Annotated in this window: 6 protein-coding genes, 6 tRNA genes and 9 rRNA genes; 18 read left to right on the top strand and 3 right to left on the bottom strand. The window is 42.5% G+C overall.

Annotated features, from left to right (window positions below; all coding sequences use genetic code 11):
* Positions 1 to 45 precede the first annotated feature (45 nt).
* On the top strand, positions 46 to 1,788 hold the full coding sequence (locus EIB73_RS06965) for an ABC transporter ATP-binding protein (protein ID WP_125023865.1): 1,743 nt from the start codon (positions 46 to 48) through the stop codon (positions 1,786 to 1,788).
* Here EIB73_RS06965 and EIB73_RS06960 read toward each other — a convergent pair.
* Both EIB73_RS06960 and EIB73_RS06955 read right to left on the bottom strand, forming a co-directional pair.
* The gene (locus EIB73_RS06960; RefSeq protein WP_125023863.1) at positions 1,785 to 2,201 is read right to left on the bottom strand and encodes an FEKKY domain-containing protein; all 417 of its coding nucleotides are present in this window, start codon (positions 2,199 to 2,201) and stop codon (positions 1,785 to 1,787) included. The genes EIB73_RS06965 and EIB73_RS06960 overlap by 4 nt on opposite strands.
* A 124-nt stretch (positions 2,202 to 2,325) precedes the next feature.
* A complete protein-coding gene (locus EIB73_RS06955; protein WP_125023861.1) occupies positions 2,326 to 3,612 on the bottom strand; it encodes an aldehyde dehydrogenase family protein in 1,287 nt (428 codons plus the stop codon).
* Positions 3,613 to 3,860: 248 nt separating this feature from the next.
* Between EIB73_RS06955 and gcvH the strand changes: the two genes are divergently transcribed.
* From gcvH to rrf (EIB73_RS06870), 17 genes are all read left to right on the top strand, one after another.
* Positions 3,861 to 4,238 (top strand): glycine cleavage system protein GcvH, encoded by a 378-nt coding sequence (gcvH, locus tag EIB73_RS06950; RefSeq protein WP_125023859.1) that lies wholly within the window; start codon positions 3,861 to 3,863, stop codon positions 4,236 to 4,238.
* Between the two features lie 55 nt (positions 4,239 to 4,293).
* On the top strand, positions 4,294 to 4,590 hold the full coding sequence (locus EIB73_RS06945; protein WP_228411298.1) for a VanZ family protein: 297 nt from the start codon (positions 4,294 to 4,296) through the stop codon (positions 4,588 to 4,590).
* A gap of 715 nt (positions 4,591 to 5,305) precedes the next feature.
* Positions 5,306 to 6,822, top strand: a 16S ribosomal RNA gene (locus tag EIB73_RS06940).
* A 196-nt stretch (positions 6,823 to 7,018) separates the two neighbouring features.
* A tRNA-Ile gene (locus EIB73_RS06935) sits at positions 7,019 to 7,092 on the top strand.
* Between the two features lie 85 nt (positions 7,093 to 7,177).
* A tRNA-Ala gene (locus EIB73_RS06930) sits at positions 7,178 to 7,251 on the top strand.
* 376 nt (positions 7,252 to 7,627) lie between these two features.
* Positions 7,628 to 10,391: ribosomal RNA gene (locus tag EIB73_RS06925) — 23S ribosomal RNA — on the top strand.
* A gap of 150 nt (positions 10,392 to 10,541) precedes the next feature.
* A 5S ribosomal RNA gene (gene rrf / locus EIB73_RS06920) occupies positions 10,542 to 10,649 on the top strand.
* Positions 10,650 to 11,753: 1,104 nt separating this feature from the next.
* Positions 11,754 to 13,270: ribosomal RNA gene (locus EIB73_RS06915) — 16S ribosomal RNA — on the top strand.
* Between the two features lie 196 nt (positions 13,271 to 13,466).
* Positions 13,467 to 13,540: transfer RNA gene (locus EIB73_RS06910), tRNA-Ile, on the top strand.
* Between the two features lie 85 nt (positions 13,541 to 13,625).
* Positions 13,626 to 13,699: transfer RNA gene (locus tag EIB73_RS06905), tRNA-Ala, on the top strand.
* 376 nt (positions 13,700 to 14,075) lie between these two features.
* Positions 14,076 to 16,839: ribosomal RNA gene (locus EIB73_RS06900) — 23S ribosomal RNA — on the top strand.
* 150 nt (positions 16,840 to 16,989) lie between these two features.
* Positions 16,990 to 17,097: ribosomal RNA gene (gene rrf, locus EIB73_RS06895) — 5S ribosomal RNA — on the top strand.
* 1,104 nt (positions 17,098 to 18,201) lie between these two features.
* Positions 18,202 to 19,718: ribosomal RNA gene (locus EIB73_RS06890) — 16S ribosomal RNA — on the top strand.
* A gap of 196 nt (positions 19,719 to 19,914) precedes the next feature.
* Positions 19,915 to 19,988: transfer RNA gene (locus EIB73_RS06885), tRNA-Ile, on the top strand.
* 85 nt (positions 19,989 to 20,073) lie between these two features.
* Positions 20,074 to 20,147, top strand: a tRNA-Ala gene (locus tag EIB73_RS06880).
* Between the two features lie 376 nt (positions 20,148 to 20,523).
* A 23S ribosomal RNA gene (locus EIB73_RS06875) occupies positions 20,524 to 23,287 on the top strand.
* Positions 23,288 to 23,437: 150 nt separating this feature from the next.
* Positions 23,438 to 23,545: ribosomal RNA gene (rrf, locus tag EIB73_RS06870) — 5S ribosomal RNA — on the top strand.
* The 16S, 23S and 5S rRNA genes sit together here with 6 tRNA genes alongside, the layout of an rRNA operon.
* A gap of 116 nt (positions 23,546 to 23,661) precedes the next feature.
* Here the strand turns inward: rrf (EIB73_RS06870) and EIB73_RS06865 are convergent.
* Positions 23,662 to 25,209: an IS1182 family transposase gene (locus EIB73_RS06865; RefSeq protein WP_125026038.1), complete on the bottom strand. Its 1,548-nt coding sequence runs from the start codon at positions 25,207 to 25,209 to the stop codon at positions 23,662 to 23,664.
* Between the last annotated feature and the right edge of the window lie 164 nt (positions 25,210 to 25,373).

Below are 25,373 nucleotides of genomic sequence, written 5' to 3'. Positions count from 1 at the left end.
GTCCCTGCAAAATTCCTTATTTTTGCAAAGAATTTTTAATTAAATATGAAGAAACAATCGACCTGGGATATTATTAAGCGACTATTTGTCATTGGAATGAAATTTCGTTCCTGGTTTATTGTTACGTTGATTATTTCTATCGTTTTATCTGTTATTTCTACCTATCGGCCATACTTGACGATGCAGATTGTAGATACGGATATTATTCAGTTACGCGATAAAAAATTGATGATGCGCCATATTTATATTTTGGTGGCTTTGGTTTTTGGCGAAACTATTCTTAATTTTTTCCTGGTTTATTTTTCAAATTTCATTTCTCAGAATGTCATCCGGGATATTCGGGAAAGACTGTATCATAAGCTTATTTATTTCCGCACGTCGTTTTTCGATAAAACCGCCATTGGACAATTGGTAACCCGTGCGGTGGGCGATGTAGAGACTATTGCGACCGTTTATACGGATGGATTTTTGATGGTTTTCGGCGATATTCTGCGCATCGTTTTTGTCTTGTTTATGATGTTTCAGGTTGATGTTCATTTGAGTTATATCTCCCTGGCAATTCTTCCTCTAATGTTACTCATTACGCGGTTTTTTCAAAAAAGATTGAAGAAAGCTTTTGGAGACGAAAGAACCTGGACTTCTAATCAAAATTCATTTGTTCAGGAAAGGCTGGCCGGAATGTCATTGGTTCAGGTTTTTAACCGCCAAAAATCAGAGTTTAAAAAGTTCGATGATATCAATATTACTTTAAAGGAAGCGCTCTTAAAAACGGTTTTTATTTTTTCTTTATTCTTTCCGGTGGTTGAATTGATTTCCTCCTTATTTATAGGATTTATTCTTTTTTACGGTGGATTTATTTCCATTACGGCCGGTGCAGTCATCGCCTTTATTCAGTTTATTTCCATGTTGATTCGTCCGCTTCGTCAGATTGCCGATCGTTTTAATAATATTCAAAGAGGAATTGTGGGAGCGGAAAGAGTCTTAGGTGTAATGGATGAAGACTTTGCGATGCCAAATCACGGGACGATTGCAAAATCTCATTTTGAAGGGAAAATAGAATTTAGAAATGTTCATTTCGCGTACGATGAAAAACAGGAAGTTTTAAAAGGAATCAGCTTCAAAGTTAATCCGGGCGAAACCGTAGCCATCGTAGGTGCAACCGGAGCCGGAAAATCCACGATCATCAGTTTAATTACAAGATTATACGATATCAACTCAGGCAAGATTCTTTTAGATGATGTGGAGCTGAAAAACTATGAACTCTACAATCTTCGAAGTCATATCGGTGTGGTTTTGCAGGATGTGTTCTTATTCCACGGCAGTATTTTCGAAAATCTTTCTTTTGGCGATGAATCCGTAACATTAGAAAAAATAAAAAGTGTAGCGAAAGATATTGAAGTCGATCATTTTATTGAAAGTCTTCCTGGCGGTTATGAATATGTCGTTCGCGAAAGAGGTTCCTCCATTTCTTTGGGTCAAAGGCAATTGCTGTCATTTTTGAGAGCTTATCTTTCCGATCCGAAAATTTTGATTTTAGATGAAGCCACGTCTTCAATTGATCAGGAAAGTGAAAAGTTAATTCAACGTGCGACTGAAAAAATTACAAAGAACAGGACTTCCATCATTATTGCACACCGACTTTCCACTATTGTAAACGCTGATAAAATTATCGTAATGGAACACGGTAAAATTGTGGAAGAAGGCAAACACGAAGATTTGCTTGAAAAAGGCGGCTATTATTCCACGCTTTACAAATCTCAGTTAAAAGTTGGGGTTGCAGCGAATTAATTCATTCCAAAAGGCAGTATCCCTAAATCAGCTATCCAGTCCGTGCTAAATTTCTCATTTAAATAATCTGAAATAATTCGATTATTTAGGAGCGCGATTTTTGAAATTCCGGGGGTGATTACGCAGTTTTCGGTTCTAACTTTGATGCCATATTTTCTTTCAAAATCTGAATAATCATTAGTGACCATACCGAATACGACAAATGTGGCCCGTTCTTCTTTCAAAAGCATATCTAAATTTGTTTCGTCTGCATAAACTAGGAAGTCATGTCTATGTACGGCCTTCGTTTCCTTAGATTTCATTTGATCGAGGCCAGCTGTAAAATCTTGATTGATGTCAACTTGATTACTTTTTGTGGAACAGGACAATAAAAGTGAAATTCCCAAAAGAGTAATTAATTTTAGAGAGTTCATAGATTGGTTTTAAAGTAGACTTGTATTTCTGCAAAAAGTTAAACCGACTTCCAAATTTTCGCAAAAAAAATCCGCTTATGTTCTGAAGCGGATTAATTTTTAATGAATATCTAGAAATGGAGAATTAATTTCCGACCACTGTTTTTACGTTAACAAATTCCTTCAGTGCAACCATAGAAAGTTCAGTTCCATAACCTGAAGATTTTGCACCGCCAAACGGCAAACGCGGATCAGAACTTGACCCCTTATTAATACTCACACTTCCGGATTCTAGATTTTCTATAAAAAACTGCTGTCTTTTTTTATCTTTCGTCCAGACCGAATCCGATAAGCCGAAAGGAATGTCATTGGCTAATTTTAGAGCGTGCTCATCGTCCTTTGCGATCATGACCATTCCCAATGGTCCAAAAAGTTCTTCCTGTAGAATGGGATTTCCCGCTTTTACTTTGATTAAACCCGGCACAAATTCGTTGTCTGAAATACGTTCAAGAGGTAAAATAATTTCGGCTCCATTTTTAAGGGCTTTGTTGTACTGCTTTTCCAGATCGTCAGCCAAATCTGCTCGAGCCATTCCCGCCATATTTGTTTTCTTTTTTAAAGGATCACCGGCCACGAATTTCTGGTATTCCTTTACAAAAACAGGCATAAATTCTTTTTCAACATTTTTCTGAATGATGAATCGTTTCGCTGCATTACAGGCTTGCCCACAATTCAGTAATCTAGAACTCGCGCCGGCTTCAGCGGCTTTTTGAAAATCAGCGTCATCCAGCACAATAAATCCGTCGCTTCCGCCTAATTCCAGAAGTGATTTTTTTATATTTTTCCCTGCGATAGACGCTACTTCAGCACCAGCTTTTTCACTGCCGGTTAAACTAACTCCTTGCACGATGGGGTTTTCCAGAACTGTTTTAACTTCCGCATGTCCAATCTCCAGATTTTGAAAAACCCCTTTCGGAAAACCGGCTTTCAAGAACAACTTTTCAATTTCATTGCCGCTTCCAAAACAAATCGAAGCATGCTTTAAAACAACCGTGTTTCCGGCCAAAATCGCGGGCACTGCAAAACGCAAGACTTGCCAGAAAGGGAAATTCCACGGCATCACGCCTAAAATTACGCCTTTCGGAACGTAGTGAATTTCTGAAACTCTAAATTCGGTTTTTATTTTCTCCGGTTGTAAAATGTTTTCTGCTTCTGCATAATAGCGAACCATCAATGCACATTTTTTAATCTCTGCTATGGATTGTGAAATGGGTTTATTCATTTCCTTCGTAATCACTTTTCCCAGCTTTTCCGACTCGTCATCCAAGAGTTTTGCCAGTTTTTTGAGCGCCTGTTGCTTCTCTTTAAAAGGAACAGCTTTCCACGTCTTAAAGGTTTTTTGTGCTTTATTGAGTTTACGTTCTATATTCATTATAATAGGTTTAAGTTTTGCGACGGTTTTCTTCAATAGAATTAAACTTCTGCAAAATGAATTTTATCTTTAGAGTTAACAAATTTAAGAAATTGAGTGAGAACAAAGGATTGATACCGACAATAATCATCATATGTATTGATAGACGTGTAATTTGGATGAAAAAATAATTAAGTTGTACTTTATTCCATTGAAACTTTTGAAGATCACATAATTTTAATTATTTTTGAACCATAAAATTTAAAAAAATGAATGCACCGGCTGAACTAAAGTACACCAAAGACCACGAGTGGGTTAGAATAGAAGGAAATACCGCTATTGTCGGGATTACAGATTTCGCACAGGGAGAATTGGGCGATATCGTTTTTGTAGATGTTGATTCTGTTGACGATGAGCTTTCTGCAGGAGATGTTTTCGGTAGTGTAGAAGCAGTAAAAACGGTTTCTGATCTATTCTTGCCAATAAGCGGAACAGTTACTGCCTTCAATACAGCGTTGGAAGATCAACCAGAACTTTTAAATACCGATCCTTATGGAGAAGGTTGGATCATTAAATTAGAGATTGCAGAAGGTGCAGATCACTCAGAATTAATCACGGCAGAGGAATACCAGGCATCACTTGGATAAACTCACGAAAATATGTAGTAAGATTTTGCCCATTTATTGGGCATTTCTTACTTTTATGCTGCTCAAACCCGGCGTCGAAAATCTCGAATATCCTTTCATGTTCCCTGGAATAGATAAAGTCTTGCACTTGGGGATCTTTACCTTCTTAGGGTTTTCTTTTATGGCAGCCTTTCCGAAGATTAAATTCATCTATTTCATCCAGATTATGCTGATTTATGGCATGCTCACCGAAATATTACAGGATGAAATGCATTTCGGGCGTTCCTTAGAAGGATTGGATTTGGTAGCCGACACCATCGGCATTTTGATAGGATACTTTATCTTGAAAAAATTACAGCGTACTATTATATAGTGCGTTTTTTTATTTCTTTGGGCGGTTCCCCTCCTGGCTTACAAAAGGTCTGCATAACTTTCCCTACGCCAGGGGACCGGGCTCTTCGTTACAATTCCTCGCGCCTTGCAAGTCCTGCGCATGCTGTGGGATTTCCACTGCGATCCCTACCGCAGGTTTGGTAAATGTCCTCATTTCTGGATAAAATAGATAAAGTGGAAAACTTTTTAAGTTGGTATTTCGCTGTAAAACAATTTGTTATAAAATGAATTCTTTGAATGTTAATAATAGTTCACAAAAGAGTTGCGAGATTAGTTAAGTGGGGTTACATTTGCACCACTCAAAAAAACAGAGTAGCGAAGTAGAATAGTAAGTGATAGGAGGTAATGAGGGGATTAATAAATTTTCATGATTATCAAAATAAAAGCTTGCGAATTAAGAAAAACTTCTTATCTTTGCAGTCCCAAATCGAGAGAGAAGGGGAGCGAAGTAGGAATAGATTGAATGATTAGAGAGGAGAGTTATTGGTTACTTAAAAAACTTTTAACAATCTTTATAAAACATTTGGTCAATTAGAAATAAGTTTATACTTTTGCACTCGCAAATCAAATCACACGACAGAAAGATGATTCGGTGTTAAAGCGAGAAGAATAGAGATCATTGACATACAAATAACAACCAAAAGAAATTAAGGAAAAACAAAGCGTCAATAACTTTGAGTGAGTCAGACAAACATACAATGGAGAGTTTGATCCTGGCTCAGGATGAACGCTAGCGGGAGGCCTAACACATGCAAGCCGAGCGGTATGAGTAGCTTGCTACTCAGAGAGCGGCGTACGGGTGCGTAACACGTGTGCAACCTACCTTTATCAGGGGAATAGCCTTTCGAAAGGAAGATTAATACTCCATAATATATTAGATGGCATCATTTAATATTGAAAACTCCGGTGGATAGAGATGGGCACGCGCAAGATTAGATAGTTGGTGAGGTAACGGCTCACCAAGTCAATGATCTTTAGGGGTCCTGAGAGGGAGATCCCCCACACTGGTACTGAGACACGGACCAGACTCCTACGGGAGGCAGCAGTGAGGAATATTGGACAATGGGTGAGAGCCTGATCCAGCCATCCCGCGTGAAGGATGACGGTCCTATGGATTGTAAACTTCTTTTGTATAGGAATAAACCTACCCTCGTGAGGGTAGCTGAAGGTACTATACGAATAAGCACCGGCTAACTCCGTGCCAGCAGCCGCGGTAATACGGAGGGTGCAAGCGTTATCCGGATTTATTGGGTTTAAAGGGTCCGTAGGCGGACCGATAAGTCAGTGGTGAAATCTCATAGCTTAACTATGAAACTGCCGTTGATACTGTCGGTCTTGAGTAAATTAGAGGTAGCTGGAATAAGTAGTGTAGCGGTGAAATGCATAGATATTACTTAGAACACCAATTGCGAAGGCAGGTTACCATGATTTAACTGACGCTGAGGGACGAAAGCGTGGGGAGCGAACAGGATTAGATACCCTGGTAGTCCACGCCGTAAACGATGCTAACTCGTTTTTGGGGCGCAAGCTTCAGAGACCAAGCGAAAGTGATAAGTTAGCCACCTGGGGAGTACGTTCGCAAGAATGAAACTCAAAGGAATTGACGGGGGCCCGCACAAGCGGTGGATTATGTGGTTTAATTCGATGATACGCGAGGAACCTTACCAAGACTTAAATGGGAAATGACAGGTTTAGAAATAGATCCTTCTTCGGACATTTTTCAAGGTGCTGCATGGTTGTCGTCAGCTCGTGCCGTGAGGTGTTAGGTTAAGTCCTGCAACGAGCGCAACCCCTGTCACTAGTTGCTAACATTCAGTTGAGGACTCTAGTGAGACTGCCTACGCAAGTAGAGAGGAAGGTGGGGATGACGTCAAATCATCACGGCCCTTACGTCTTGGGCCACACACGTAATACAATGGCCGGTACAGAGGGCAGCTACACAGCGATGTGATGCAAATCTCGAAAGCCGGTCTCAGTTCGGATTGGAGTCTGCAACTCGACTCTATGAAGCTGGAATCGCTAGTAATCGCGCATCAGCCATGGCGCGGTGAATACGTTCCCGGGCCTTGTACACACCGCCCGTCAAGCCATGGAAGTTTGGGGTACCTGAAGTCGGTGACCGTAAAAGGAGCTGCCTAGGGTAAAACAAGTAACTAGGGCTAAGTCGTAACAAGGTAGCCGTACCGGAAGGTGCGGCTGGAACATCTCATTTTTGAGACTCTTCGTTAGGAGAGTATAAACAAACAAAAGATACTTAAATGTATCAGAGCACTTGCTCAAAGTTAGCTTTGCTTTTTCTTTATTTTGGTTGCTATTTTATAAAAAACATACCCACTAGGATTAGTAATCAGGGAGGAGAGATAATTAACAATTGATAATTAATAAATTATTAATAATTAATTAAATAGAGTCTCGTAGCTCAGCTGGTTAGAGCGCTACACTGATAATGTAGAGGTCGGCAGTTCGAGCCTGCCCGAGACTACTAATTAAAAGGAATTATAGATTATAAATTATAGATTTTAGATTCATTTAAAATTTATAATTCAAAATTTAAAATTCATACTAGCGGGGAATTAGCTCAGTTGGCTAGAGCGCCTGCCTTGCACGCAGGAGGTCAAGGGTTCGACTCCCTTATTCTCCACAGAGTTATAGTGATATAACAACGGGAACAAGTTACAGAGATGTAGCGACAAGCTTCTTAAAAGAAGCAAGCACAGAAGATATTTACATTTAGAGATTTAAGAATTATGCCGATTGGAGGCAGAACAGACTGGATAACCGGGAAGTTTGGATAGGATCGAGACCTATATATTCACAGTTTTGAAGGACTGATTTCAAAGTGACGGAAAGAGCCAAAAACAATTTCTGTTTATCAGTAGGACAAGAAGAAATACGATCATTGACATTAACGATAAGAACATCACAAAGAGAAAACCGCGCACTTTCGAGTGCCGAGTTTAAATAAAACTAGTTTAACAGCAATGTTAGACAAAAAACTGAACTAATATATTATTAGGAAAGAAATCGTTAAGGGCGTATGGCGGATGCCTAGGCTTTCAGAGGCGAAGAAGGACGTGGTAAGCTGCGAAAAGCTGCGGGGATCGGCACACACGAATTGATCCGCAGATGTCCGAATGGGGCAACCCGGCTGGTTGAAGATCAGTCACTCTATTTATTTAGAGAGCAAACCCGGAGAACTGAAACATCTAAGTACCCGGAGGAAAAGAAATCGAAGAGATTCCGTAAGTAGTGGCGAGCGAAAGCGGATTAGCCCAAAAGCTAATATATGTTTAATAGAATGTTCTGGAAAGAACAGCCATAGAGGGTGATAGCCCCGTATATGAAAGGCATATTTAAGTGATAAATGAGTAGGGCGGGACACGTGAAATCCTGTCTGAATATGGGGGGACCATCCTCCAAGGCTAAATACTCCTGAAAGACCGATAGTGAACAAGTACTGTGAAGGAAAGGTGAAAAGCACTTCGAATAGAAGGGTGAAAGAGAACCTGAAACCGTACGCCTACAAGCGGTCGGAGCCCACAAGTTGGGTGACGGCGTGCCTTTTGCATAATGAGCCTACGAGTTAATTTTACTAGCGAGCTTAAGTACTTCAGGTACGGAGGCGGAGCGAAAGCGAGTCTGAATAGGGCGCTTAGTTAGTAGGATTAGACGCGAAACCTTGTGATCTACCCATGGGCAGGTTGAAGCTTTGGTAACACAAAGTGGAGGACCGAACCGGTTGACGTTGAAAAGTCTTCGGATGACTTGTGGGTAGGGGTGAAAGGCCAATCAAACTGGGAGATAGCTCGTACTCCCCGAAATGCATTTAGGTGCAGCGTTGCAATATAGTTTATTAGAGGTAGAGCTACTGATTGGATGCGGGGGTTTCATCACCTACCAATTCCTGACAAACTCCGAATGCTAATAAATGTTCTGCAGCAGTGAGGGCATGGGTGCTAAGGTCCATGTCCGAGAGGGAAAGAACCCGGACCAACAGCTAAGGTCCCCAAATCTATACTAAGTTGAAATAACGCGGTTGAACTGCATTGACAGCTAGGATGTTGGCTTGGAAGCAGCCATTCATTTAAAGAGTGCGTAACAGCTCACTAGTCGAGCGGTTCGGCATGGATAATAATCGGGCATAAGTATAGTACCGAAGCTATGGATTTATAACTTTTGAGTTATATCTGGTAGGGGAGCATTCTGTTTGCGCCGAAGCAGGGTCGTGAGGCCTTGTGGAGCGGACAGAAAAGAAAATGTAGGCATAAGTAACGATAAAGCGGGCGAGAAACCCGCTCACCGAAAGACTAAGGTTTCCTCAGCTATGCTAATCAGCTGAGGGTTAGTCGGGACCTAACGCGAACCCGAAAGGGGAAGTGGATGGATAATGGGTTAATATTCCCATACTTGCTCACACTAAAAAGGGGACGGAGTGCCGTACTTACTGGAGACTGACGGAATAGTCAAGACCTAGCCTTCGGGCGAAGTTGTTGTAGGGAAAGTGCTTCCAAGAAAAGCCGAAGTGAAGCAACTCGTACCAAAACCGACACAGGTAGTCGAGGAGAGAATCCTAAGGTGCTAGAGTGAATCATGGTTAAGGAACTAGGCAAAATAGTCTCGTAACTTCGGAAGAAGGGACGCCAGCAGCAATGCTGGCCTCAGTAAAGAGGCCCAGGCGACTGTTTATCAAAAACACAGGACTCTGCTAAATCGAAAGATGCTGTATAGGGTCTGACACCTGCCCGGTGCTGGAAGGTTAAGGAAGGTTGTTAGGGTAACCGAAGCAATTAACTGAAGCCCCAGTAAACGGCGGCCGTAACTATAACGGTCCTAAGGTAGCGAAATTCCTTGTCGGGTAAGTTCCGACCTGCACGAATGGTGTAACGATCTGGGCACTGTCTCAACCATGAGCTCTGTGAAATTGTAGTCTCGGTGAAGATGCCGAGTACCCGCAATGGGACGAAAAGACCCTGTGAACCTTTACTATAACTTCGTATTGACTTTGAATAAACAATGTGTAGGATAGGTGGGAGACTTTGAAGCTGGCACGCTAGTGTCGGTGGAGTCAACGTTGAAATACCACCCTTTGTTTATTTGGAGCCTAACTTCCTTTTGGAAGGACACTGCGTGGTGGGTAGTTTGACTGGGGTGGTCGCCTCCAAAAGAGTAACGGAGGCTTTCAAAGGTACCCTCAGCACGCTTGGTAACCGTGCGTAGAGTGTAATGGCATAAGGGTGCTTGACTGTGAGACCTACAAGTCGATCAGGTGCGAAAGCAGGACATAGTGATCCGGTGGTTCCGTATGGAAGGGCCATCGCTCATAGGATAAAAGGTACTCCGGGGATAACAGGCTAGTCTCCCCCAAGAGCTCATATCGACGGGGAGGTTCGGCACCTCGATGTCGGCTCGTCACATCCTGGGGCTGGAGAAGGTCCCAAGGGTTGGGCTGTTCGCCCATTAAAGTGGCACGCGAGCTGGGTTCAGAACGTCGTGAGACAGTTCGGTCTCTATCTATTGCGGGCGTTAGATGTTTGAGAGGGCTTGAATCTAGTACGAGAGGACCGATTTGAACAAACCTCTGGTGTATCAGTTGTTCCGCCAGGAGCACCGCTGAGTAGCTACGTTTGGAAAGGATAAGCACTGAAAGCATATAAGTGCGAAACCTGCCTCAAGATGAGACATCTTTTAAGGGTCGTTGGAGATGACAACGTTGATAGGCTATAGGTGTAAAGGCAGTAATGTCATAGCCGAGTAGTACTAATTACCCGTAGATTTATTGCCTAATTAAGGTACTCGATCGTGCAACTACGGTTGTCTCTTTGTGAACGTTTTTATCGATATTTATAAGGTATCAGTTATAAGGTATTGGGTATTAGTTTAACAACTACAACCTATTCCCTACTAACTACCTCCTTCATATAAAACAACTTTTAGGGTGGTTTTAGCAGAGGGGCTCACCTGTTCCCATTCCGAACACAGAAGTTAAGCCCTCTAGCGCCGATGGTACTGCGAAAGCGGGAGAGTAGGTCGCCGCCAGTCTTTTTAAACCTCATACATTTATTTGTATGAGGTTTTTTTGTACCCAAAATCTAGAAAAAAAAACAACAAACGAAAAAAACTAAAAGATAATAGACGGATAGATGAGAGACTCAAGACGCAAGAAACTAGAGTTGCAACACAAGAGCAAGAACTTAACACTCAACACAAAAAGAGAATAGACTGATATATGATTAACGCTTTAATTTTAGTATAAATTACAGCACGAGAAAGAATTAAGATCGATCTAAAGAGACAAATACTGAACAGGTATTGCCAATTTCCTGAGGGAATTTGTGTTCTTAATCGCTTCATCAAAATCTATACAGAATATTTCCGATAAAATTTTTGAAAACAGAAATAATTTTAAGGATGTAATGAGTGTATATGTCCTATTCCCCGGAATTTCCAGGTTAAAAAATACAGCATCATTTAAGTTATAACTTTTCACTTCCGTCTTTCCCTAATAAAACATAAGTACGATCTATTACTTTAAACTTAAATCTAACTTTTTTACTCCAGTATTTAAGTTTATTTATTAAGTATCTAAAAGGTTTTGGATCTAAATATCATCTTCCACATAAAGTGGATAACTTAAGAAACTTCATAAAGTTATCACTTTCAGATGTTTAGAGAATTAGTTATACACATGTTTAAAATAATTCAATAATAAGTTGCGAGATTAGTTAAGTGGGGTTACATTTGCACCACTCTAAAAAACAGAGTAGCGAAGTAGAATAGTAAGTGATTGGAGGTAATGTGGGGATTAATAATTTTTCATCATTATCAAAATAAAAGCTTGCGAATTAAGAAAAACTTCTTATCTTTGCAATCCCAAATCGAGAGAGAAGGGGAGCGAAGTAGGAATAGATTGAATGATTAGAGAGGAGAGTTATTGGTTACTTAAAAAACTTTTAACAATCTTTATAAAACATTTGGTCAATTAGAAATAAGTTTATACTTTTGCACTCGCAAATCGGATCACACGACAGAAAGATGATTCGGTGTTAACGCGAGAAGAATAGAGATCATTGACATACAAATAACAACCAAAAGAAATTAAGGAAAAACAAAGCGTCAATAACTTTGAGTGAGTCAGACAAACATACAATGGAGAGTTTGATCCTGGCTCAGGATGAACGCTAGCGGGAGGCCTAACACATGCAAGCCGAGCGGTATGAGTAGCTTGCTACTCAGAGAGCGGCGTACGGGTGCGTAACACGTGTGCAACCTACCTTTATCAGGGGAATAGCCTTTCGAAAGGAAGATTAATACTCCATAATATATTAGATGGCATCATTTAATATTGAAAACTCCGGTGGATAGAGATGGGCACGCGCAAGATTAGATAGTTGGTGAGGTAACGGCTCACCAAGTCAATGATCTTTAGGGGTCCTGAGAGGGAGATCCCCCACACTGGTACTGAGACACGGACCAGACTCCTACGGGAGGCAGCAGTGAGGAATATTGGACAATGGGTGAGAGCCTGATCCAGCCATCCCGCGTGAAGGATGACGGTCCTATGGATTGTAAACTTCTTTTGTATAGGAATAAACCTACCCTCGTGAGGGTAGCTGAAGGTACTATACGAATAAGCACCGGCTAACTCCGTGCCAGCAGCCGCGGTAATACGGAGGGTGCAAGCGTTATCCGGATTTATTGGGTTTAAAGGGTCCGTAGGCGGACCGATAAGTCAGTGGTGAAATCTCATAGCTTAACTATGAAACTGCCGTTGATACTGTCGGTCTTGAGTAAATTAGAGGTAGCTGGAATAAGTAGTGTAGCGGTGAAATGCATAGATATTACTTAGAACACCAATTGCGAAGGCAGGTTACCATGATTTAACTGACGCTGAGGGACGAAAGCGTGGGGAGCGAACAGGATTAGATACCCTGGTAGTCCACGCCGTAAACGATGCTAACTCGTTTTTGGGGCGCAAGCTTCAGAGACCAAGCGAAAGTGATAAGTTAGCCACCTGGGGAGTACGTTCGCAAGAATGAAACTCAAAGGAATTGACGGGGGCCCGCACAAGCGGTGGATTATGTGGTTTAATTCGATGATACGCGAGGAACCTTACCAAGACTTAAATGGGAAATGACAGGTTTAGAAATAGATCCTTCTTCGGACATTTTTCAAGGTGCTGCATGGTTGTCGTCAGCTCGTGCCGTGAGGTGTTAGGTTAAGTCCTGCAACGAGCGCAACCCCTGTCACTAGTTGCTAACATTCAGTTGAGGACTCTAGTGAGACTGCCTACGCAAGTAGAGAGGAAGGTGGGGATGACGTCAAATCATCACGGCCCTTACGTCTTGGGCCACACACGTAATACAATGGCCGGTACAGAGGGCAGCTACACAGCGATGTGATGCAAATCTCGAAAGCCGGTCTCAGTTCGGATTGGAGTCTGCAACTCGACTCTATGAAGCTGGAATCGCTAGTAATCGCGCATCAGCCATGGCGCGGTGAATACGTTCCCGGGCCTTGTACACACCGCCCGTCAAGCCATGGAAGTTTGGGGTACCTGAAGTCGGTGACCGTAAAAGGAGCTGCCTAGGGTAAAACAAGTAACTAGGGCTAAGTCGTAACAAGGTAGCCGTACCGGAAGGTGCGGCTGGAACATCTCATTTTTGAGACTCTTCGTTAGGAGAGTATAAACAAACAAAAGATACTTAAATGTATCAGAGCACTTGCTCAAAGTTAGCTTTGCTTTTTCTTTATTTTGGTTGCTATTTTATAAAAAACATACCCACTAGGATTAGTAATCAGGGAGGAGAGATAATTAACAATTGATAATTAATAAATTATTAATAATTAATTAAATAGAGTCTCGTAGCTCAGCTGGTTAGAGCGCTACACTGATAATGTAGAGGTCGGCAGTTCGAGCCTGCCCGAGACTACTAATTAAAAGGAATTATAGATTATAAATTATAGATTTTAGATTCATTTAAAATTTATAATTCAAAATTTAAAATTCATACTAGCGGGGAATTAGCTCAGTTGGCTAGAGCGCCTGCCTTGCACGCAGGAGGTCAAGGGTTCGACTCCCTTATTCTCCACAGAGTTATAGTGATATAACAACGGGAACAAGTTACAGAGATGTAGCGACAAGCTTCTTAAAAGAAGCAAGCACAGAAGATATTTACATTTAGAGATTTAAGAATTATGCCGATTGGAGGCAGAACAGACTGGATAACCGGGAAGTTTGGATAGGATCGAGACCTATATATTCACAGTTTTGAAGGACTGATTTCAAAGTGACGGAAAGAGCCAAAAACAATTTCTGTTTATCAGTAGGACAAGAAGAAATACGATCATTGACATTAACGATAAGAACATCACAAAGAGAAAACCGCGCACTTTCGAGTGCCGAGTTTAAATAAAACTAGTTTAACAGCAATGTTAGACAAAAAACTGAACTAATATATTATTAGGAAAGAAATCGTTAAGGGCGTATGGCGGATGCCTAGGCTTTCAGAGGCGAAGAAGGACGTGGTAAGCTGCGAAAAGCTGCGGGGATCGGCACACACGAATTGATCCGCAGATGTCCGAATGGGGCAACCCGGCTGGTTGAAGATCAGTCACTCTATTTATTTAGAGAGCAAACCCGGAGAACTGAAACATCTAAGTACCCGGAGGAAAAGAAATCGAAGAGATTCCGTAAGTAGTGGCGAGCGAAAGCGGATTAGCCCAAAAGCTAATATATGTTTAATAGAATGTTCTGGAAAGAACAGCCATAGAGGGTGATAGCCCCGTATATGAAAGGCATATTTAAGTGATAAATGAGTAGGGCGGGACACGTGAAATCCTGTCTGAATATGGGGGGACCATCCTCCAAGGCTAAATACTCCTGAAAGACCGATAGTGAACAAGTACTGTGAAGGAAAGGTGAAAAGCACTTCGAATAGAAGGGTGAAAGAGAACCTGAAACCGTACGCCTACAAGCGGTCGGAGCCCACAAGTTGGGTGACGGCGTGCCTTTTGCATAATGAGCCTACGAGTTAATTTTACTAGCGAGCTTAAGTACTTCAGGTACGGAGGCGGAGCGAAAGCGAGTCTGAATAGGGCGCTTAGTTAGTAGGATTAGACGCGAAACCTTGTGATCTACCCATGGGCAGGTTGAAGCTTTGGTAACACAAAGTGGAGGACCGAACCGGTTGACGTTGAAAAGTCTTCGGATGACTTGTGGGTAGGGGTGAAAGGCCAATCAAACTGGGAGATAGCTCGTACTCCCCGAAATGCATTTAGGTGCAGCGTTGCAATATAGTTTATTAGAGGTAGAGCTACTGATTGGATGCGGGGGTTTCATCACCTACCAATTCCTGACAAACTCCGAATGCTAATAAATGTTCTGCAGCAGTGAGGGCATGGGTGCTAAGGTCCATGTCCGAGAGGGAAAGAACCCGGACCAACAGCTAAGGTCCCCAAATCTATACTAAGTTGAAATAACGCGGTTGAACTGCATTGACAGCTAGGATGTTGGCTTGGAAGCAGCCATTCATTTAAAGAGTGCGTAACAGCTCACTAGTCGAGCGGTTCGGCATGGATAATAATCGGGCATAAGTATAGTACCGAAGCTATGGATTTATAACTTTTGAGTTATATCTGGTAGGGGAGCATTCTGTTTGCGCCGAAGCAGGGTCGTGAGGCCTTGTGGAGCGGACAGAAAAGAAAATGTAGGCATAAGTAACGATAAAGCGGGCGAGAAACCCGCTCACCGAAAGACTAAGGTTTCCTCAGCTATGCTAATCAGCTGAGGGTTAGTCGGGACCTAACGCGAACCCGAAAGGGGAAGTGGATGGATAATGGGTTAATATTCCCATACTTGCTCACACTAAAAAGGGGACGGAGTGCCGTACTTACTGGAGACTGACGGAATAGTCAAGACCTAGCCTTCGGGCGAAGTTGTTGTAGGGAAAGTGCTTCCAAGAAAAGCCGAAGTGAAGCAACTCGTACCAAAACCGACACAGGTAGTCGAGGAGAGAATCCTAAGGTGCTAGAGTGAATCATGGTTAAGGAACTAGGCAAAATAGTCTCGTAACTTCGGAAGAAGGGACGCCAGCAGCAATGCTGGCCTCAGTAAAGAGGCCCAGGCGACTGTTTATCAAAAACACAGGACTCTGCTAAATCGAAAGATGCTGTATAGGGTCTGACACCTGCCCGGTGCTGGAAGGTTAAGGAAGGTTGTTAGGGTAACCGAAGCAATTAACTGAAGCCCCAGTAAACGGCGGCCGTAACTATAACGGTCCTAAGGTAGCGAAATTCCTTGTCGGGTAAGTTCCGACCTGCACGAATGGTGTAACGATCTGGGCACTGTCTCAACCATGAGCTCTGTGAAATTGTAGTCTCGGTGAAGATGCCGAGTACCCGCAATGGGACGAAAAGACCCTGTGAACCTTTACTATAACTTCGTATTGACTTTGAATAAACAATGTGTAGGATAGGTGGGAGACTTTGAAGCTGGCACGCTAGTGTCGGTGGAGTCAACGTTGAAATACCACCCTTTGTTTATTTGGAGCCTAACTTCCTTTTGGAAGGACACTGCGTGGTGGGTAGTTTGACTGGGGTGGTCGCCTCCAAAAGAGTAACGGAGGCTTTCAAAGGTACCCTCAGCACGCTTGGTAACCGTGCGTAGAGTGTAATGGCATAAGGGTGCTTGACTGTGAGACCTACAAGTCGATCAGGTGCGAAAGCAGGACATAGTGATCCGGTGGTTCCGTATGGAAGGGCCATCGCTCATAGGATAAAAGGTACTCCGGGGATAACAGGCTAGTCTCCCCCAAGAGCTCATATCGACGGGGAGGTTCGGCACCTCGATGTCGGCTCGTCACATCCTGGGGCTGGAGAAGGTCCCAAGGGTTGGGCTGTTCGCCCATTAAAGTGGCACGCGAGCTGGGTTCAGAACGTCGTGAGACAGTTCGGTCTCTATCTATTGCGGGCGTTAGATGTTTGAGAGGGCTTGAATCTAGTACGAGAGGACCGATTTGAACAAACCTCTGGTGTATCAGTTGTTCCGCCAGGAGCACCGCTGAGTAGCTACGTTTGGAAAGGATAAGCACTGAAAGCATATAAGTGCGAAACCTGCCTCAAGATGAGACATCTTTTAAGGGTCGTTGGAGATGACAACGTTGATAGGCTATAGGTGTAAAGGCAGTAATGTCATAGCCGAGTAGTACTAATTACCCGTAGATTTATTGCCTAATTAAGGTACTCGATCGTGCAACTACGGTTGTCTCTTTGTGAACGTTTTTATCGATATTTATAAGGTATCAGTTATAAGGTATTGGGTATTAGTTTAACAACTACAACCTATTCCCTACTAACTACCTCCTTCATATAAAACAACTTTTAGGGTGGTTTTAGCAGAGGGGCTCACCTGTTCCCATTCCGAACACAGAAGTTAAGCCCTCTAGCGCCGATGGTACTGCGAAAGCGGGAGAGTAGGTCGCCGCCAGTCTTTTTAAACCTCATACATTTATTTGTATGAGGTTTTTTTGTACCCAAAATCTAGAAAAAAAAACAACAAACGAAAAAAACTAAAAGATAATAGACGGATAGATGAGAGACTCAAGACGCAAGAAACTAGAGTTGCAACACAAGAGCAAGAACTTAACACTCAACACAAAAAGAGAATAGACTGATATATGATTAACGCTTTAATTTTAGTATAAATTACAGCACGAGAAAGAATTAAGATCGATCTAAAGAGACAAATACTGAACAGGTATTGCCAATTTCCTGAGGGAATTTGTGTTCTTAATCGCTTCATCAAAATCTATACAGAATATTTCCGATAAAATTTTTGAAAACAGAAATAATTTTAAGGATGTAATGAGTGTATATGTCCTATTCCCCGGAATTTCCAGGTTAAAAAATACAGCATCATTTAAGTTATAACTTTTCACTTCCGTCTTTCCCTAATAAAACATAAGTACGATCTATTACTTTAAACTTAAATCTAACTTTTTTACTCCAGTATTTAAGTTTATTTATTAAGTATCTAAAAGGTTTTGGATCTAAATATCATCTTCCACATAAAGTGGATAACTTAAGAAACTTCATAAAGTTATCACTTTCAGATGTTTAGAGAATTAGTTATACACATGTTTAAAATAATTCAATAATAAGTTGCGAGATTAGTTAAGTGGGGTTACATTTGCACCACTCTAAAAAACAGAGTAGCGAAGTAGAATAGTAAGTGATTGGAGGTAATGTGGGGATTAATAATTTTTCATCATTATCAAAATAAAAGCTTGCGAATTAAGAAAAACTTCTTATCTTTGCAATCCCAAATCGAGAGAGAAGGGGAGCGAAGTAGGAATAGATTGAATGATTAGAGAGGAGAGTTATTGGTTACTTAAAAAACTTTTAACAATCTTTATAAAACATTTGGTCAATTAGAAATAAGTTTATACTTTTGCACTCGCAAATCGGATCACACGACAGAAAGATGATTCGGTGTTAACGCGAGAAGAATAGAGATCATTGACATACAAATAACAACCAAAAGAAATTAAGGAAAAACAAAGCGTCAATAACTTTGAGTGAGTCAGACAAACATACAATGGAGAGTTTGATCCTGGCTCAGGATGAACGCTAGCGGGAGGCCTAACACATGCAAGCCGAGCGGTATGAGTAGCTTGCTACTCAGAGAGCGGCGTACGGGTGCGTAACACGTGTGCAACCTACCTTTATCAGGGGAATAGCCTTTCGAAAGGAAGATTAATACTCCATAATATATTAGATGGCATCATTTAATATTGAAAACTCCGGTGGATAGAGATGGGCACGCGCAAGATTAGATAGTTGGTGAGGTAACGGCTCACCAAGTCAATGATCTTTAGGGGTCCTGAGAGGGAGATCCCCCACACTGGTACTGAGACACGGACCAGACTCCTACGGGAGGCAGCAGTGAGGAATATTGGACAATGGGTGAGAGCCTGATCCAGCCATCCCGCGTGAAGGATGACGGTCCTATGGATTGTAAACTTCTTTTGTATAGGAATAAACCTACCCTCGTGAGGGTAGCTGAAGGTACTATACGAATAAGCACCGGCTAACTCCGTGCCAGCAGCCGCGGTAATACGGAGGGTGCAAGCGTTATCCGGATTTATTGGGTTTAAAGGGTCCGTAGGCGGACCGATAAGTCAGTGGTGAAATCTCATAGCTTAACTATGAAACTGCCGTTGATACTGTCGGTCTTGAGTAAATTAGAGGTAGCTGGAATAAGTAGTGTAGCGGTGAAATGCATAGATATTACTTAGAACACCAATTGCGAAGGCAGGTTACCATGATTTAACTGACGCTGAGGGACGAAAGCGTGGGGAGCGAACAGGATTAGATACCCTGGTAGTCCACGCCGTAAACGATGCTAACTCGTTTTTGGGGCGCAAGCTTCAGAGACCAAGCGAAAGTGATAAGTTAGCCACCTGGGGAGTACGTTCGCAAGAATGAAACTCAAAGGAATTGACGGGGGCCCGCACAAGCGGTGGATTATGTGGTTTAATTCGATGATACGCGAGGAACCTTACCAAGACTTAAATGGGAAATGACAGGTTTAGAAATAGATCCTTCTTCGGACATTTTTCAAGGTGCTGCATGGTTGTCGTCAGCTCGTGCCGTGAGGTGTTAGGTTAAGTCCTGCAACGAGCGCAACCCCTGTCACTAGTTGCTAACATTCAGTTGAGGACTCTAGTGAGACTGCCTACGCAAGTAGAGAGGAAGGTGGGGATGACGTCAAATCATCACGGCCCTTACGTCTTGGGCCACACACGTAATACAATGGCCGGTACAGAGGGCAGCTACACAGCGATGTGATGCAAATCTCGAAAGCCGGTCTCAGTTCGGATTGGAGTCTGCAACTCGACTCTATGAAGCTGGAATCGCTAGTAATCGCGCATCAGCCATGGCGCGGTGAATACGTTCCCGGGCCTTGTACACACCGCCCGTCAAGCCATGGAAGTTTGGGGTACCTGAAGTCGGTGACCGTAAAAGGAGCTGCCTAGGGTAAAACAAGTAACTAGGGCTAAGTCGTAACAAGGTAGCCGTACCGGAAGGTGCGGCTGGAACATCTCATTTTTGAGACTCTTCGTTAGGAGAGTATAAACAAACAAAAGATACTTAAATGTATCAGAGCACTTGCTCAAAGTTAGCTTTGCTTTTTCTTTATTTTGGTTGCTATTTTATAAAAAACATACCCACTAGGATTAGTAATCAGGGAGGAGAGATAATTAACAATTGATAATTAATAAATTATTAATAATTAATTAAATAGAGTCTCGTAGCTCAGCTGGTTAGAGCGCTACACTGATAATGTAGAGGTCGGCAGTTCGAGCCTGCCCGAGACTACTAATTAAAAGGAATTATAGATTATAAATTATAGATTTTAGATTCATTTAAAATTTATAATTCAAAATTTAAAATTCATACTAGCGGGGAATTAGCTCAGTTGGCTAGAGCGCCTGCCTTGCACGCAGGAGGTCAAGGGTTCGACTCCCTTATTCTCCACAGAGTTATAGTGATATAACAACGGGAACAAGTTACAGAGATGTAGCGACAAGCTTCTTAAAAGAAGCAAGCACAGAAGATATTTACATTTAGAGATTTAAGAATTATGCCGATTGGAGGCAGAACAGACTGGATAACCGGGAAGTTTGGATAGGATCGAGACCTATATATTCACAGTTTTGAAGGACTGATTTCAAAGTGACGGAAAGAGCCAAAAACAATTTCTGTTTATCAGTAGGACAAGAAGAAATACGATCATTGACATTAACGATAAGAACATCACAAAGAGAAAACCGCGCACTTTCGAGTGCCGAGTTTAAATAAAACTAGTTTAACAGCAATGTTAGACAAAAAACTGAACTAATATATTATTAGGAAAGAAATCGTTAAGGGCGTATGGCGGATGCCTAGGCTTTCAGAGGCGAAGAAGGACGTGGTAAGCTGCGAAAAGCTGCGGGGATCGGCACACACGAATTGATCCGCAGATGTCCGAATGGGGCAACCCGGCTGGTTGAAGATCAGTCACTCTATTTATTTAGAGAGCAAACCCGGAGAACTGAAACATCTAAGTACCCGGAGGAAAAGAAATCGAAGAGATTCCGTAAGTAGTGGCGAGCGAAAGCGGATTAGCCCAAAAGCTAATATATGTTTAATAGAATGTTCTGGAAAGAACAGCCATAGAGGGTGATAGCCCCGTATATGAAAGGCATATTTAAGTGATAAATGAGTAGGGCGGGACACGTGAAATCCTGTCTGAATATGGGGGGACCATCCTCCAAGGCTAAATACTCCTGAAAGACCGATAGTGAACAAGTACTGTGAAGGAAAGGTGAAAAGCACTTCGAATAGAAGGGTGAAAGAGAACCTGAAACCGTACGCCTACAAGCGGTCGGAGCCCACAAGTTGGGTGACGGCGTGCCTTTTGCATAATGAGCCTACGAGTTAATTTTACTAGCGAGCTTAAGTACTTCAGGTACGGAGGCGGAGCGAAAGCGAGTCTGAATAGGGCGCTTAGTTAGTAGGATTAGACGCGAAACCTTGTGATCTACCCATGGGCAGGTTGAAGCTTTGGTAACACAAAGTGGAGGACCGAACCGGTTGACGTTGAAAAGTCTTCGGATGACTTGTGGGTAGGGGTGAAAGGCCAATCAAACTGGGAGATAGCTCGTACTCCCCGAAATGCATTTAGGTGCAGCGTTGCAATATAGTTTATTAGAGGTAGAGCTACTGATTGGATGCGGGGGTTTCATCACCTACCAATTCCTGACAAACTCCGAATGCTAATAAATGTTCTGCAGCAGTGAGGGCATGGGTGCTAAGGTCCATGTCCGAGAGGGAAAGAACCCGGACCAACAGCTAAGGTCCCCAAATCTATACTAAGTTGAAATAACGCGGTTGAACTGCATTGACAGCTAGGATGTTGGCTTGGAAGCAGCCATTCATTTAAAGAGTGCGTAACAGCTCACTAGTCGAGCGGTTCGGCATGGATAATAATCGGGCATAAGTATAGTACCGAAGCTATGGATTTATAACTTTTGAGTTATATCTGGTAGGGGAGCATTCTGTTTGCGCCGAAGCAGGGTCGTGAGGCCTTGTGGAGCGGACAGAAAAGAAAATGTAGGCATAAGTAACGATAAAGCGGGCGAGAAACCCGCTCACCGAAAGACTAAGGTTTCCTCAGCTATGCTAATCAGCTGAGGGTTAGTCGGGACCTAACGCGAACCCGAAAGGGGAAGTGGATGGATAATGGGTTAATATTCCCATACTTGCTCACACTAAAAAGGGGACGGAGTGCCGTACTTACTGGAGACTGACGGAATAGTCAAGACCTAGCCTTCGGGCGAAGTTGTTGTAGGGAAAGTGCTTCCAAGAAAAGCCGAAGTGAAGCAACTCGTACCAAAACCGACACAGGTAGTCGAGGAGAGAATCCTAAGGTGCTAGAGTGAATCATGGTTAAGGAACTAGGCAAAATAGTCTCGTAACTTCGGAAGAAGGGACGCCAGCAGCAATGCTGGCCTCAGTAAAGAGGCCCAGGCGACTGTTTATCAAAAACACAGGACTCTGCTAAATCGAAAGATGCTGTATAGGGTCTGACACCTGCCCGGTGCTGGAAGGTTAAGGAAGGTTGTTAGGGTAACCGAAGCAATTAACTGAAGCCCCAGTAAACGGCGGCCGTAACTATAACGGTCCTAAGGTAGCGAAATTCCTTGTCGGGTAAGTTCCGACCTGCACGAATGGTGTAACGATCTGGGCACTGTCTCAACCATGAGCTCTGTGAAATTGTAGTCTCGGTGAAGATGCCGAGTACCCGCAATGGGACGAAAAGACCCTGTGAACCTTTACTATAACTTCGTATTGACTTTGAATAAACAATGTGTAGGATAGGTGGGAGACTTTGAAGCTGGCACGCTAGTGTCGGTGGAGTCAACGTTGAAATACCACCCTTTGTTTATTTGGAGCCTAACTTCCTTTTGGAAGGACACTGCGTGGTGGGTAGTTTGACTGGGGTGGTCGCCTCCAAAAGAGTAACGGAGGCTTTCAAAGGTACCCTCAGCACGCTTGGTAACCGTGCGTAGAGTGTAATGGCATAAGGGTGCTTGACTGTGAGACCTACAAGTCGATCAGGTGCGAAAGCAGGACATAGTGATCCGGTGGTTCCGTATGGAAGGGCCATCGCTCATAGGATAAAAGGTACTCCGGGGATAACAGGCTAGTCTCCCCCAAGAGCTCATATCGACGGGGAGGTTCGGCACCTCGATGTCGGCTCGTCACATCCTGGGGCTGGAGAAGGTCCCAAGGGTTGGGCTGTTCGCCCATTAAAGTGGCACGCGAGCTGGGTTCAGAACGTCGTGAGACAGTTCGGTCTCTATCTATTGCGGGCGTTAGATGTTTGAGAGGGCTTGAATCTAGTACGAGAGGACCGATTTGAACAAACCTCTGGTGTATCAGTTGTTCCGCCAGGAGCACCGCTGAGTAGCTACGTTTGGAAAGGATAAGCACTGAAAGCATATAAGTGCGAAACCTGCCTCAAGATGAGACATCTTTTAAGGGTCGTTGGAGATGACAACGTTGATAGGCTATAGGTGTAAAGGCAGTAATGTCATAGCCGAGTAGTACTAATTACCCGTAGATTTATTGCCTAATTAAGGTACTCGATCGTGCAACTACGGTTGTCTCTTTGTGAACGTTTTTATCGATATTTATAAGGTATCAGTTATAAGGTATTGGGTATTAGTTTAACAACTACAACCTATTCCCTACTAACTACCTCCTTCATATAAAACAACCTTTAGGGTGGTTTTAGCAGAGGGGCTCACCTGTTCCCATTCCGAACACAGAAGTTAAGCCCTCTAGCGCCGATGGTACTGCGAAAGCGGGAGAGTAGGTCGCCGCCAGTCTTTTTAAGAAGCCGTCTCAAAATAAAATTTGAGGCGGTTTTTTTATTTTCTTTTGTAAAGCGTTAAATTTTGATTATTTGTGATTTTTGCACATTAGGATAAAAAGGTGCTCTTACTTAAGCACTCTTTTTTCTTAGATTGTGTGCTAAAGCGTGTAATCCGAACTCTAATTCCACTTTTTCTATTCCAGTGTGTGTAAAACGCTTGAAGTTCCGATTGGATTTGATATGTGCAAAGACGGGTTCTACATCCGCCGTGCGTTGTTTGCGTTTTATTTCACCGATTTCACTCAAGAGGTTTTCCCGAACTCTCTCCTTATGCCGTTCTAAATTTTGGTTGCGTTCTATTATTCTGTTTCCCTGGGCTTTATGGCAAGCCCCTCGCAGCGGACAACCGTTGCAGTTTTGAGCCTGGTACAGTGAACTTGTCTGAGCATAACCGCTTTTGGTTTTTCGATTTCGGTTGGTGATTTTATTCATCGGTTGCCCCATCGGACAGATATACTGATCTTTCTCTTCGTTATAATAAAGTTTATCGCGGTGAAAGTCTTCGTTGATTTTCTTTCTTTTCGATTTTAAAATACCCTGTTCCTTATCGAAGGTGTTGTATTTTACGAAGGTTTCTATATTTTTCTCTTCCAGAAAATCATAATTTTCTTCACTGCCGTAACCAGCATCAGCAGTAAGTTCTTCCGGCAAAAACTGATAAAGTTCTTCAAAAGTATTGAGGTGTGGTTGAAGCGTATTTAAATCATTGGTGGTTTGGTGTAAAGTATAATGAATAACAAACTGGGACTGCGAACTTACCTGCACGTTGTAGGCGGGTTTAAGTTGCCCATTCTGCATATGATCATCTTTCATGCGCATAAATGTGGCATCGGGATCGGTCTTACTATAACTGCCACGTCCGTCCAAAAGTTTTTCCTGCTCCTCGTACTTATCCAGGTTCTGAGAAAAATTCTTTTGAATGTATCTTAATTTTGCCTTTGCTTTGGTGGATGCCTGCGGGTTTTTGCTGATGATCTCTTCTATTTTCTTGGCGGTCTTCTCTATTTTATCTCTATCGATGGTTTTAAACTCCGGTGGTGTAGGATCGCTGTCTTCTTCCTCAGCAATGCTTTGGGCATAGTTCCACATTTGTTCAAGTTGTTCTGCCATCTTCTCTTTTCTGGTTTTAATGGCATTGCCCCAAACGAAGGTATATCTCCCGGCAATAGACTCTATCTTAGTTCCATCGGTAAAAACTTCTTTCAAGCTAACGAGTCCTTCCTCTGCTAATAACAGGACGACCTGTTTGAAAATGTCTTTGAAAATAGTCTTGAGTTTCTTGCTCCGAAAACGTGCGATGGTGTTATGGTCTGCGACCTGTTGAGCGGACAACCACATAAAATTAATATTCTCACGCATCGCTTTTTCAATCTTCCTGCTGGAATACGTATTATCCATATAAGCGTAAACCATCACCTTAAGCATCATCTTGGGATGAAAGCTCGGTTTGCCATCTTTACTATACTCTTCAATGAGCAATCGTAAATCCAGTTGTTCAATAATTCCATTAACGACCCGAACGGGATGATTTTCTGGAATCAATTCCTCGATTGATGGTGGGAATAACCAATTTTGTTGCTGGTTATAATCTTTAAATTTAATACTCATATAATTGATTATCAATACTTAAAGATAGTAAAACCCTTTAAAACTGACAAATGTTAAACACAGAAAAAACCGCCTCAGTATTGAGACGGCTTCTTTTTTTTGTCTAAAAATTAACAAATGAAAATATACCGACAAGAAACTAAATGCCTAAAAGATAATTGACTGATAGATAA

Origin of the sequence: Kaistella carnis (genome assembly GCF_003860585.1) — a bacterium.
GTDB classification, from domain to species: domain Bacteria; phylum Bacteroidota; class Bacteroidia; order Flavobacteriales; family Weeksellaceae; genus Kaistella; species Kaistella carnis.
This window is presented reverse-complemented; position numbering and strand designations above follow the sequence as displayed.

Bases quoted from the DNA above. Each gene is read 5' to 3' on its own strand.
- EIB73_RS06960 (WP_125023863.1), bottom strand. From the start codon at position 2,201: ATGAACTCTCTAAAATTAATTACTCTTTTGGGAATTTCACTTTTATTG.
- EIB73_RS06945 (WP_228411298.1), top strand. From the start codon at position 4,294: ATGCTGCTCAAACCCGGCGTCGAAAATCTCGAATATCCTTTCATGTTC.
- EIB73_RS06965 (WP_125023865.1), top strand. From the start codon at position 46: ATGAAGAAACAATCGACCTGGGATATTATTAAGCGACTATTTGTCATT.
- gcvH (WP_125023859.1), top strand. From the start codon at position 3,861: ATGAATGCACCGGCTGAACTAAAGTACACCAAAGACCACGAGTGGGTT.
- EIB73_RS06955 (WP_125023861.1), bottom strand. From the start codon at position 3,612: ATGAATATAGAACGTAAACTCAATAAAGCACAAAAAACCTTTAAGACG.